General features: G+C 58.5%; 8 protein-coding genes and 2 pseudogenes. 7 read left to right on the top strand and 3 right to left on the bottom strand.

The features are described from left to right. Positions 1-11 precede the first annotated feature (11 nt). The 3 genes from D882_RS0118770 (at position 12) to D882_RS0118760 (ending at position 2,864) form a co-directional block, all read left to right on the top strand. The gene (locus tag D882_RS0118770; protein WP_027924647.1) at positions 12-341 is read left to right on the top strand and encodes a DHCW motif cupin fold protein; all 330 of its coding nucleotides are present in this window, start codon (positions 12-14) and stop codon (positions 339-341) included. Positions 342-648: 307 nt separating this feature from the next. Next, positions 649-1,278, top strand: a complete 630-nt coding sequence (locus tag D882_RS0118765) for a TetR/AcrR family transcriptional regulator (RefSeq protein WP_228758763.1) — start codon at positions 649-651, stop codon at positions 1,276-1,278. A gap of 371 nt (positions 1,279-1,649) precedes the next feature. Beyond that, positions 1,650-2,864 carry an MFS transporter gene (locus tag D882_RS0118760; RefSeq protein WP_027924645.1) on the top strand — a complete coding sequence of 405 codons (1,215 nt, stop codon included), beginning with the start codon at positions 1,650-1,652 and terminating at the stop codon, positions 2,862-2,864. Between the two features lie 134 nt (positions 2,865-2,998). On the opposite strand, the pseudogene D882_RS1000000133595 reads toward D882_RS0118760, so the two are convergent. Continuing rightward, positions 2,999-3,976: pseudogene (locus D882_RS1000000133595) on the bottom strand (methyl-accepting chemotaxis protein); the annotation flags it as partial. 306 nt (positions 3,977-4,282) lie between these two features. Beyond that, positions 4,283-4,564, bottom strand: a pseudogene (locus tag D882_RS1000000133590) (PAS domain-containing protein); the annotation flags it as partial. Between the two features lie 245 nt (positions 4,565-4,809). On the opposite strand from D882_RS1000000133590, the gene D882_RS0118750 reads away from it, so the two are divergent. Further along, entirely contained in the window at positions 4,810-5,154 is a 345-nt protein-coding gene (locus D882_RS0118750; protein WP_027924643.1) for a cupin domain-containing protein, read from the top strand. Between the two features lie 24 nt (positions 5,155-5,178). Here D882_RS0118750 and D882_RS1000000132135 read toward each other — a convergent pair whose 3' ends face one another. Continuing rightward, complete coding sequence (locus tag D882_RS1000000132135; RefSeq protein WP_081743976.1) at positions 5,179-5,481, bottom strand: DUF4189 domain-containing protein; 303 nt, start codon at positions 5,479-5,481, stop codon at positions 5,179-5,181. Positions 5,482-5,768: 287 nt separating this feature from the next. On the opposite strand from D882_RS1000000132135, the gene D882_RS0118745 reads away from it, so the two are divergent. From D882_RS0118745 to D882_RS0118735, 3 genes are all read left to right on the top strand, one after another. Continuing rightward, positions 5,769-7,316 (top strand): phospholipase D family protein, encoded by a 1,548-nt coding sequence (locus D882_RS0118745; protein WP_027924642.1) that lies wholly within the window; start codon positions 5,769-5,771, stop codon positions 7,314-7,316. Positions 7,317-7,412: 96 nt separating this feature from the next. Next, complete coding sequence (locus D882_RS0118740; RefSeq protein ID WP_027924641.1) at positions 7,413-8,570, top strand: HD-GYP domain-containing protein; 1,158 nt, start codon at positions 7,413-7,415, stop codon at positions 8,568-8,570. A gap of 55 nt (positions 8,571-8,625) precedes the next feature. After that, entirely contained in the window at positions 8,626-13,017 is a 4,392-nt protein-coding gene (locus tag D882_RS0118735) for a response regulator (protein ID WP_027924640.1), read from the top strand. Positions 13,018-13,044: the final 27 nt, after the last annotated feature.

The raw sequence follows: 13,044 nt of genomic DNA, 5'->3' as shown, positions 1-13,044 counted from the left end.
ATGAGGCAACCATGGATCTCACTGCCATTCCTTTCGGTACCACCGATTGGTCAACGATAGAGCCGGTGGCGCATGCCGGTCAGACAGGCACAGCCTATTGGCGGACCTGCCAGTTTGGTTCAGCGCGTGTGCGGATGGTCGAGTACAGCCCTGGGTATCTGGCCGATCACTGGTGCTGGAGGGGGCACATCCTTTTGTGCCTGGAGGGGCAGTTGCATACAGAACTGGAAGATGGTCGTCAGTTCACAATGACGCCGGGCATGAGTTATCAGGTGGGTAATAATGCTGAGGGACATCGGTCCTTCACCACCACCGGGGCGAAGTTGTTTATTGTGGATTAGTAGTGGGGGGCGAACCTGCGTAATGCCCCCTCCCGATCTCCTTTTGACCAATACGGCTCCAATCATCAGCGTTGAATTATACGTTTGCGGATGGTTGCTTCTGGCCGATTGAATCCACAGGTGGATTGCTGCAGCACGATTTCAAACTTTGTTGCAAGAGCTTTCGAAGTAAGCCCGGGGATGGAGCCGATTTTCGGCAATTACAGGATTTTTTGTGTGCTGAAGATCATTTTTTAGTATTGCCCTGTTTACGGTAAAGGCCAAGAGACCCGTTTCAGAGCGCTCAATCGTGTGTTGACTATCGGGCATGGACGCTTTAGATTGTTTGGAACGATCATTCCAGAGCGCACACCCTATGAGACCCAAGGAGTTTGACTCAGATGCCATAGCCGAAGCGGCTATGCATGTTTTCTGGTTGCGAGGGTATAGCGGAGCAAGTATTCAACATCTTGTAGACGGAACGGGGTTAGGACGCGGAAGTCTCTATAACGCGTTCGGCAGCAAACGAGGTCTCTATGAATTTGCTCTTCGCCGTTATTACCAACTCACTGCGCCAAATATCTCGATTTTATCAGAGGAAGGTTTGGTGCGAGATATTGTGCGCAAACTGCTGATGAAAATTGTTTCGGAAGAACTCAACGATAAAGAGAGTCTGGGGTGCATGGTCGCCAATGCCTCGTTAGAGTTGGCAAGGCATGATCAGGAAATAGCAAGTTTGGTCGCCCAAAACTTTTCGCGCATGGAGCGGGCCCTTAAGGGGCTGATAAAGCGAGGCCAGGAGAGCGGCGAAATATCCGTAGAAAAAAATCCCGGCGCACTCGCGAGATTCTTTGTCAGCACAATTCAGGGTATCAGGGTGCTTGGCAAAGGAAGTGCACAAGAAGAGCGTGCGGAAAGGCTGGGAGACATTGTTGACGTCGCAATAAGTGCTCTTTGAGGCCCTTTTTTTTAGAATAACCAAGCTCAGTTAAATTTTTTTGCCTGGTATTGTACTGATCATTCCAGAAGTCTGGCTGTTTTAGATGATCGTGTTAATGCGATGTAAAACCTGCGCTGAACACCCTCAGTACGAACGCGTCTTGGCTGTACTGATTGATAAAACAAAGCAAGTTAACGTGGATCTATCGCGTTTGAGGTGACGCGGTACCCGAGCCTTGAGTTAGTGCTGTTGAAAGTATCGTAAAAATATCAATAGCACTCGAGCCTGTTGACCCCCTTGGATGGCACGCGGACGTTTATGAATACGAGATTCTCCAGCGTGCGCATCTACTTTGCAAAGTCCCAAATTATTAAAGCGGTGAACGTATTATGACAGCTCAGGACAGCAGTTTTTCCAATCAGCCTATTTCCGATATCGGCTATAGCGAACGTATTCCTATTTGGAAGTTACTGGCGTTTACCCTGGCGGGTTTCATTGCCATCATGACTGAAACCATGCCGGCGGGACTGTTGCCACAGATTGGATCAAGCCTTGGCGTTTCAGAGGCTTTCGCCGGTCAGTTGGTAACTCTCTATGCGTTGGGTTCGGTTTTAGCCGCGATTCCAATCGTTGCAGCCACACGCAGTTGGCGGAGGAGACCTCTGTTTCTTCTGGCTATTCTTGGTTTGCTGGTTTTCAACTCAATTACCGCGCTTTCTTCTAATTTCGTAGTGATACTTGTCTCGCGATTTATTGCAGGTATGGCGGCGGGTCTTATTTGGGGGCTGCTGGCTGGCTACGCCAGACGCATGGTCCCTAACCATCTTCAAGGACGCGCCTTGGCAATTGTCGGGGTTGGCCAACCCATCGCTCTGTCTATTGGTGTTCCATTGGGCACCTGGCTGGGCGGTCTTTCGGATTGGAGAGGCGTATTTTGGATAATGTCGGGGCTTTCATTTGCACTGTTGATTTGGGTCCGATCCTGTATTCCTGATTACCCCGGTCAATCGTCTTCAAAGCGTCAATCCATTCGCGAAATTTTCCTTACCCCGGGTATCCGGTCAGTCCTCTTTGTGATCTTTGCCTGGATCTTGGCTCACAACATCCTCTACACCTATATCGCACCTTATCTGGCGTCAGTGGGACTTGCCGAATATGTGGATGTTGTGTTGTTTTTGTTTGGTGCCTCTTCCGTCCTCGGAATCTGGATAACGGGGGTGTTTGTAGATCGCTCTCTCAGGATGCTGACGATTCTCAGCCTCGCTCTGTTTGCCGCGGCTGCATTAATCATTGGCTTCGCCAATGGCAGCTCAATGGTTACGCTGGCTGGTATTGCCTTGTGGGGGCTGACCTTCGGTGGGGCGCCAACGCTGTTGCAGACAGCCATCGCGGATAACGCGGGGGAAGGGACAGATGTCGCGCAGTCAATGTTGGTAACCGTATTCAATCTTGCTGTCGCCGGCGGTGGGCTGCTGGGGGGAGTGTTACTTCAATACGCCGGTCCTGGCTCTTTCCCATGGACGCTATTGGTTCTTGCAGTTTTGAGCCTACTGGCCGTGTTGAGTGCGAGACGTCATGGGTTCCAACCGGGTCGTCGATCCTAGATATTTTGGAAGGTCGACTGCGTATTATCTGGCGACGTTGTCCTGCTGATGGGGGACTTCTGTTTACGGAAGTGCTGCCCGTGATGACCGCAGGGTGCTGATTCAGCACCCTGTAGGTCAACCGTCACTAATACCTATCGGTTAAAACGCTCTGCCAATCCGTGCAGATACTCAGCCATTCCCTCCAGATCCCGACTGATCGCAGCACCTTGCTTGGCCTGCCCGGCACTGTGATCGCACAGCTGAGCGATCCGTGTAATCTGCTGATTGATGTCTTCAGTCACGTGACTTTGTTCTTCCGATGCCGACGCCATCTGCTGGCTCATGCCGGTGATTCGGCTGACGGCTTCACTGATGCCGACCAGCGCCGACTGTACCGCCTCGACACGCTGCATGCTGTCGCGGGAAATCTGCTCACCCCGGCTGGCCGTTGAGACGGCGCGATCGGCGCCCATGTTCAGTGACGCGATGATGCCGTGGATCTGCTCGGTGGAGGTGCGGGTGCGTTGTGCCAGGGAGCGCACCTCGTCGGCCACCACGGCAAAGCCGCGCCCTTGTTCACCTGCCCGGGCCGCCTCGATCGCCGCATTCAGCGCCAGCAGGTTGGTCTGTTCGGCGATGGACGTAATGACGTCCACGACACTGCCGATGGCTTGCGTCTCGATCGCCAATGCGTTGACCGCCTGGCCGATTTCGTTGACGGCATCGTTCATGGCCTGCATGGCGCTCAGGCTTTGCACCGCCAGCTCACTGCCTTCGCGAGTCAACTGGTCGGCTTCGGACGCGGCATGCGCGGTGTTCATGACGTTTTGCGTCACTTCCTGGTTCGTTGCCGCCATCTGCGAAATGGCGGCGGCGGACTGATCCGTTTCACTGCGCTGGCGATCCAGTGACTGCGCTTGCGCACCCGAGAGTTCGGAGGACTGTGCGGCCTTGGCCTTCACATTGATCCCGGCATCGACCAGTCGGGACAGGGCTGTCTGCAAGCGTGCTTCCTCACTGAGCATGGCCATGTCCAGCCGACCCTGGGGGCCGTGGTTGTCGCTGAAGGTGAGCGCGACCAACGGATCGGAAAAGGCTTTCGGATGCTCGGCCAGGGTGCGCTCGATGGCTCGGCGATGTCGGGACTCGATCAAGTACCAGGCGATACCCAGGCTCGCCAACAGAACCCCTTGGGCTGCCACTTTTGGGAGCCACTGATCAGCCAGAAGTGAAACCACACCTGCCATCAATAATGGCCAGCCGTGTTGCATCGGCCGGAAAATCCGTGCACTCAGCGAAACGATCGGCTTGCCGGCCCGCATCCTCGCATAGAGTGCCGAGGACCGGCGGACCTGGTCGCGAGTGGGCACCGAACGAACCGATTCGTAGCCACTCATGCGTCCGTTTTCAAAGATGGGTGTGACGTAGGTACTGACCCAATAGAAATCACCATTTTTCGCGCGGTTTTTCACAATCCCCATCCAGGGTTTGCCTTGCTTGATGGTGTGCCACATATGAATGAAGACCCCGGGCGGCATATCAGGGTGTCGGACCAGGTTATGCGGCTGGCCGATCAATTCGTCATGGGTGAAACCGCTGATGGCCACAAACGCTTCATTGCAGTAAGTGATTCGGCTATCAAGGTCGGTTGTGGAGATCAACCGTTGTTCGGCGGGGAAGAGTCTTTCATGCTCGGTTACGGGCAAATTCACACGCATAAAACGCGATCCTTCTTCGGATTATTATTATGTTTTGGAGGTACGAAAGAGGCGCAGCGCCACTACGGTTAGTGACGTGTTTTACGCGTATTTTTTTGTGGCCGACCATTCATTCGACGACACCTTCTTTTCATTTCATGACACGTCTGAACCGCTGATCGATCCTTTGTCGCCTCTCGAGTGCACACACGCTTTAAGGGTGTTTACTAACAGTCAGGCCCGGTCTGTACAGAGAGGAATAGGTGATGAGTAATGAGCAGGCGGCACCCGAGACAAAAGGCGTTGCGGTGCAGTTACTGGCAACGATTGACCTGGGTCCTGAGATCGAGGGCATGGCAGGGCGCCAACTCAGAATGCGCAGGGTGACCATCGAGCCTGGAGGCGTCTTCGGGCCGATTCACAACCATGTAGACCGACCCGGCACCGTCTACATCCTGCAAGGAACGATCACCGATCACCGCAACGGTGTTGCCACGGACTATGGCCCGGGAGTGGGCTGGCCGGAAGACAGGAACACTACACACTGGCTGGAGAACAGAGGAACGGTAACGGCGGTGGAGATCTCGGTCGACATTGTGCGGCAGGGTTAAGCTCTGGTCCGCCGTCTTGGGCCGCTATTGATTTTTGCACTCCGCGACCACCACCTGGCAGGTCTTCGGCGTGCCACCGGAGCGACCGGCATAGCGTATGCAATTGTCCATGGATTTCTTGCGCGCCATGTTCAAGGTGTCGCCCCAGGCCAGACCACCCTCGCCGGTAGTGGGTAGCGCTTTCGCATAGCAATTTGAGCCAAAGCTTGAAAGCGCATAGGGATCCCTGTGCACTTTTTTTGAACATCCTGTTGTCAGCGCCAGGCTGAGGACGAGCAGGGAGAGCAGAAACCTTGAACAGCCGTGGCGCGCAGTTTTTTTGGTCATCCTGTTTCCCCTGATCGAGAGGCGTGTTTAGGGGCTTGCCCTACTCAGATTAGACGGTGCAGCACAGGAACAGTCCTGCGGTTAATTTTCGACAGGCCGCTTGAACCGGGCTTTACTAAAAAAAAGTTGTGCAGATTGCCGTGGGCTCGATGGTCTCTGCATCCGGCACCCAGCCTGAGGGAATCCTTGTTGCCGTCGGCGAACCCTTGTGGGGGCAACCGGCGGCTATAGACGGGCTCCCGAGGCCGGGACGCCCCCCGTCGAGGTTGAGGACGAGCGCCTTGTTCATGCCCTGGTTCTTCCCCGCACTGTTTCTCGCGCTGCTGGTCGTCAGCTGTTCCACCACGCGCTTGCCCCACGAATTCAGCGAGGCAATACCCGCCAGCGAATCGGCGTTCGGGCGCTCCCTCCAGAACCAGGCAGCCCCGCATGAAGGGCGCTCGGGTTTTCGCTTGCTGCCTAACAGCAGCGAGGCGTTCCGGGCGCGTGCCGAGTTGATTCGCAATGCGCAGAAAAGCGTCGATCTGCAGTACTACATCGTGCACAACGGTCTCAGCACCCGGGCACTGGTGCATGAATTGTTGCTGGCCGCCGATCGCGGCGTACGGGTGCGCATGTTGCTCGACGACACCGCCAGCGACGGACAGGAAGAAGTCATCGCGACACTGGCCGCGCACCCGAATATCTATATCCGAGTCTTCAACCCTTTGCATTTGGGGCGCAGCACGATGGTCACCCGAACCATGGGCCGCCTGCTGAATCTGTCCCAACAGCACCGTCGCATGCACAACAAGCTATGGCTGGCCGACAACAGCGCGGCCATCGTCGGCGGACGCAATCTGGGGGATGAGTATTTCGACGCCAAGCTCGATCGCAACTTCACCGACATGGACCTGCTGTGCGTCGGCCCGGTCGCCGCACAGTTGGGCCGCAGTTTCGATCAATACTGGAACAGCGCCCTGAGCCAGCCTATCAGTGCCCTGGTGTCCAACAAGCCAACCGCCGAAGACTTGCTGAACAGTCGGCAACGCCTCGAGAAATCGCTGCAAAGCACCCGCGTCGAGAACAGCGCTTTGTACGATCACCTCATGACCTACCGGACTCAACCGCAGCTCGAGACCTGGCGCAAGCAGCTGATCTGGGCGCACAGCAAGGCGATGTGGGATGCACCGAGCAAAGTGCTGGCCGACGATGAACCGGCCCGAGCGCTGTTGATGGCCACACAACTGCGGCCTGAGCTTGATAAGGTCAATCAGGACCTGATCCTGATCTCCGCCTATTTTGTCCCGCAAAAGTCGGGGATGCGCTACCTTATCGGGCGTGCCGATGCCGGCGTTGATGTGCGTTTGTTGACCAACTCACTGGAAGCCACCGACGTTCCTGCAGTGCATGGCGGTTATGCGCCTTACCGCAAGACCCTGCTCGAACATGGCGTGAAACTTTATGAACTGCGGCTCCAGCCGGACGATCCCAGTGGCGGTTCTTCCCGTGGTTTCAGTGGCGGCTCGGACTCGAGCTTGCACACCAAGGCCATGATCCTGGACCAGCAGAAAGTATTCATCGGCTCCTTCAATTTCGACCCGCGCTCAGTGCTGTGGAATACCGAAGTCGGCGTGCTGGTCGACAGCCCTGAGCTGGCCGGCTACATGCGCGAACTGGCGCTTGAGGGCATGGCGCCCGCCGTGAGCTACCAGGCTCGCCTGGAAAAGGGCGAAGTCGTCTGGCTCACGGAGGACGACGGTCGCCTGCATACGTTGCGAACGGAGCCGGGCGGGCATTGGCGCAGCTTCAAGGCCTGGCTCAGCGACAAGATCGGCCTGGAGAAAATGCTTTAGATCGAAGCCGGTCTTCAAGAACAGCAGCTAAGCTTCCTTGCGCCGGGGCGTAAATGTCGCCTTGGGATGCCAATGCATGGCAAGGGAGCCGCCCCCATGAGTGTCGAACAGCGTCGCTTCAGTCCGCCTACCATCCTGGTGGTCGATGACACACCCGATAACCTGATGCTGATGACGGATCTGCTCAAGGATCGTTATCGGGTCAAGGCCGCTCATAGCGGTGAGAAAGCGTTGCGAATTCTGCAGGGCGACACACTGCCGGACTTGATCCTGCTGGATGTGATGATGCCCGGGCTGTCCGGCCATGAAGTGGCGGATCAGATCAAACGCGACCCGCGCATCCGCGACATTCCGATCATCTTCCTGACGGCCATGGCCGGGACCGAGGACGAGATCCATGGACTGGAACTGGGCGCCGTCGACTACATTACCAAACCGATCCGGCCGGCGCTGGTTTTGGCGCGGGTGGATACCCAGCTCAAGATCAAGGCGGCGGCAGACTTCCTGCGCGATCACAACGACTACCTTGAGCAGGAAGTGGTGCGCCGGACTCGCGAGGTGATTGCGATCCAGGACGTGGCCATCCAGGCCATGGCGTCACTGGCGGAAACCCGCGATAACGAAACGGGCAACCACATCCGGCGGACCCAGCATTACGTCAAGGTGCTGGCAGAGCATCTACGGGATCATCCGCGATTCAGTCACTTCCTCAGCGAGGAGACCATCCTGTTGCTGTTCAAGTCGGCGCCCCTGCACGACATCGGCAAGATCGGCATTCCCGACCACATCCTCCTCAAGCCGGGACGCTTCACCGAGGAAGAGTTCGAGATCATGAAGACCCATACAACGTTAGGACGTGACGCGATCCAGCATGCCGAGGATGCGCTGGGCATTCGCGCCGACTTCCTCAGTCTGGCCAAGGAGATTGCCTACAGTCACCAGGAAAAATGGGACGGCAGCGGGTATCCGCAGGGACTGGCTGGCGACGACATCCCCATCAGCGCACGGATGATGGCAGTGGCCGACGTCTATGACGCGCTGATCAGCCGACGGGTCTATAAATCGGGGATGCCCCACGCACAGGCCGTCGAGATTATTCGGCAGGGGCGAGGCACGCACTTCGACCCGGACATCTGCGATGCCTTTCTGAGTTGCGTTGAACAGTTCCAGGCCGTTGCCGAGCGTTTCGCCGATACCGATCTGGACATGGCCGGCCAGCGGGCTGCCCTGGAGCGCATCGGCCAGACACCATGAACCTGCGACTGCATGCCCCATTGCCAGTGTTTTCATCAGGTTCACGAGGATAGTTATGACTGGATTGCGCCCCCTGCTTGAGCGTCTTGCGCTGCTGCACAAACTGATCCTGGGGTTCGCCGCGCTGCTGCTGTTGGTGTTGGTACTCGGCGTGCAAAGCCTGCGTACCCAGCAGTCGCTCAAGCACGACATGCAAAACCTCTATCTTCAGGAACTGGTCGGCATGGAGCACTTGTATGAGGCACGGGTGCAACTGCCTCATATGCTGCAGGCCTTGCAGCGTGCGGTAGGCACCGACAGCGCGCAGATCCGTGTTGAATCCCTGCAGCAAATGCGTGAGACCCAGGGTCGTCTGCAACAGGCACTGGCTCAAGCCAAATTGACCCTCAGGCGTCCGGAAAACCTCGCGCGCCTGGCCGAGCTGGATGTGCTGCTGCAACAATTGCAGCGCAATAGAGAACAAGCCTTTGTCATGATTGATCAGGGGCGGCAGGGGCAGGCGTTGTTGCTGCTCAACAGCAATGAGTTCCAGCAACTTGACCAGCAGGCCGACGCGTTGTTGAACACGGTTGCGCAGATCAAGGGCGACACGATTCGCGAAACGGCCAAGGACATTGCCGATTATGCCGAGCGCAGCACCAAGCTGACTTACGTGCTGTTGTTGGGTGGCTTGTCGCTGGCGCTGCTGCTGTCCTGGCTGGTCAGCCAGTCGATTCGCAATCCGCTTAACCGGGTGCGGGTGGCGGTGGACGAGTTGGCCGCCGGCGAGCTCGATCAGCCGATTCCCCACACCGACATGAACAACGAAACGGGCGATCTGGCGCGGGCCATTGCCACGCTGCAGACGCAGTCTCGACAACTGGAACGTCAGCGCTGGATCAAGGCGCAGACCGCCCAATTGCAGGTCGATTTGCAGCAGGCAGAAACGCCCGCCGAGCTGGCGCAGGTATTCCTGCAACACATGGCCAGCCCGCAAGGCATCTGCCAAGGGGTGCTTTACAGCGCACACGAGGAAGCCGGCAAGCTGCTGCTGATGGGGCGCTATGCCACCGATGCCGAGCGGCCACCGGAGGAGGAAGTCCTGTTCGGCGATGGCCTGTTGGGGCAGTGCGCGGCGGATCGCCAGCCACGTCAGCTTCACCCGCTGCCCGAGCATTACTGGCGTTTGCACTCGCCGCTTGGCGAAACCCCGGCCAGATGCCTGTTGTTGCAACCCATCATGCGTGGCGAGCGATTGCTGGGCGTGCTCGAGCTGGCCGGGCTGGCGCCGTTAGGCGAGCGCGAGATGCTGCTGTTGCAGGAAGCCATCCCGCGTCTGGCGGCGGCCATGGCGATCCTGGAGCGTAATCAGGCGGTCAAGACCCTATTGGCAGAAACCCGTCGCCAGGCGAGTGAAGTGGCGGAACAAGCGCTGCAACTGGAGCAGCAGGCGCAGGTGCTCGAGTCCCAGCAAGTGGCGTTGCGCGCGACCGAGGCCTGGTATCGCGGGATTATCGAAGCGGCGCCGGACGGCATGCTGGTGGTGGATGCCGAGGGGCATATCCTGCGAACCAATCGCCAACTGGACCAGTTGTTCGGCTACAACGCCGGTGAGTTGATCGGCGAGGCCATCGAACGCCTGGTGCCAGTGGCCAGTCGCGGGCGTCATGTGGCGCTGCGACAGGGATTCACCGCGCATGGTGACACTCGCCAGATGGGGGCCAACCTGGACGACCTGCAAGGCGTGCGCAAGGACGGTAGCTTTTTCTCGGCAGAGATCAGTCTGTCGCATTTACCAAGTCTGGAAGGAGGCGAAATCTGCGTGTGCGCTTCGGTGCGCGACGTCAGTGAGCGTCGTCAGTTGCAGGCGGCGCTGAAGGCCAGTGAGGCACAGTTGCGCGCCGTACTCGATAGCAGCCCGGTGGCCATGGTGATCAGAGATGTCGATGGCCGCCCGACCTACTGCAATCCGCAGTTCGACAGCTTGTTCGGGACCCGCCTCGATGAACTCGAGGGCGCGGACCCGGCGCAGTTCTGGGTTGATCCTGGGGCACACCAGCGCTTTCTCGAAGCGGCGTCGCAAGGTGCGGTGCTGAACTTCGAGGCCCGTCTGCAGCGTGCCGGGGGCGAACACTTCGACGTACTGGTGTCGGCCATCACGCTGACGCTGGGAGAACGGGGCATGGGGGCCAACTGGTACTTCGATATCACCGATCGCAAGATCGCCGAAGCCGAGGTGCAGCGGGCCCGCGAGGCCGCAGAAGAGGCGACCCGGGCCAAGAGCAACTTTCTGGCGACGATGAGCCACGAGATCCGCACGCCGATGAACGCCATCATCGGCATGAGTCACCTGGCCTTGCGCACCGAGCTCGATCCGCGCCAGCGCAATTACATTGAAAAGGTCCATCGCTCGGCGGAGTACCTGTTGGTGATCATCAACGACATCCTCGATTTCTCCAGAATCGAGGCCGGCAAAATGCACCTCGAGCACATTCCCTTCTACCTTGAAAACGTACTCGACGGCTTTGCCAACATGATTGGCCTGAAAGCCGAGGACAAAGGCCTGGAATTGCTCTTCAACATTGCTCCCGAACTGCCGACCGCGTTGATTGGCGATCCGTTGCGTCTGGGGCAGGTGCTGGTCAACCTGGGCAACAACGCGACGAAATTCACCGAGCAGGGCGAGATCGTGCTTGGTGTAGAGCTGCGCGGCGCCGCAGGAGAGCAGGCGCAACTGCATTTCTGGGTGCGTGACAGCGGAATTGGCATGAGCGCCGAGCAATGCTCGCGCCTGTTCCAGCCATTCAGTCAGGCCGATAGCTCCACGACCCGTAAATACGGAGGCACCGGGTTGGGGCTGGCCATCTCCCGGCATCTGGTGGAGCTGATGGGTGGGAAAATCTGGCTGGAGAGCGAGCCGGGCCAAGGCTCCACGTTCCATTTCGAGGTGAGCCTGGGCGTGCAGCGCGAGGTCCCGTTGCGGCGCATGGTGACCGCCGCCGAACTGGTGGGCAAACGCGTGTTGGTGGTCGACGACAACGCCAGCGCACGCGAGATTTTGTCTGACATGACGCGCAGTTTCGGCGTGGAAGTGGACGTCGCGCACAGTGGCCGGGCCGCACTGGACTTGCTGGTGGAGGCCGAAGCCAAAACGCTGCCCTATGACCTGGTCCTGATGGATTGGCGCATGCCTGGCATGGACGGCGTGGCGACGGTGCGGCAGATGCACGCAGCGAAACTGGCGCAAACGCCCTCGGTGATTATGGTCACCGCGTTCGGGCGCGAGGAGGCCCGTGAAGAGGCCATCCGGTACGGCATCCAATTGCCGGTGGTGCTGACCAAACCGGTGACGCCTTCGACGTTGCTTGAGGCGCTGGGCAGCGTGCTGGGCAACCGTCCTCAGACCGATCGCCGGGCTTGCGTGCGACTCGGCCAGAGCGCCAGTGCCATGGCCAGCCTACGTGGCGCGCGCCTGCTGCTGGTCGAGGACAATGAGCTGAACCGTGAGCTGGCGTGTGAACTGCTGGAGAGTGCCGGGATCGAGCTGCGTCTGGCCATTCACGGCGAAGAAGCACTCGAACAGCTGGCGCGTGATGACGACTTCGACGGTGTGTTGATGGACTGCCAGATGCCGGTGATGGACGGTTACACCGCGACCCGCAAGATCCGCGAGCAGCCACGTTGGGCGAATCTGCCGGTGATCGCCATGACGGCCGACGCGATGGCGGGGGACCGTGAACGGGCGCTTGACTGCGGCATGAACGATCACATTTCAAAACCGTTGAACGTCGAGGACATGTTCGCCACATTGGCCAAGTGGATACACCCCGGACCTGGCCGTGGCGCGCCGTCGGTCGATGTTTCACCGGTCACCCCGTTGACGGCGGGCCTGCCAGCCAGTCTTCCTGGCATTGATTTGAACGCGGGCCTCCGCACCTGCATGGGCAAGGTCGAGCTTTACCTGCGCCTGCTGCGCAAATTTCACGTCAGCCAACAGGCTTTTTGCGCCGAGTTTCTGGATGCCCGAGGGCAGGGCGATCCTTCGGTGACAATCAGGCTGGCGCATACCTTGCGAGGTACGGCGGGCAACATCGGTGCCGTTGGCGTGGCAAACGCCGCCAGCCAATTGGAGCAGGTGTGCCTGAGCGCAGGCGAGGAGCAGGACGTGGCGGATCGACTGGCCGAGGTCGAACGCTGCCTGACACCTATGCTGGAGGGGCTATCGCTGCTTACCGAACCGACACTGGCCGAAGAGCCTACGGTGCCACTCGACAGCGAATGGCATACGCAATTGGCCCACGTCCGGTATCTGCTGGCCGAGAGTGACACCCAGGCGCTGACGGCTTTGCACAAGCTCCAGACGCTGACGTCCGGTTCGCGGATGGCTGAGCAGTTGCATCGGGTGGTCCAGCAAGCCGAAAGCTTCGATTTCGATCGGGCACTGGAGCTACTTGAAAACCTGCCCTGATCCTTTGGCTTACCAAACTCGGGTATT

Source organism: Pseudomonas sp. URMO17WK12:I12, assembly GCF_000514395.1.
Lineage (GTDB): Bacteria > Pseudomonadota > Gammaproteobacteria > Pseudomonadales > Pseudomonadaceae > Aquipseudomonas > Aquipseudomonas mucoides.
This window is presented reverse-complemented; position numbering and strand designations above follow the sequence as displayed.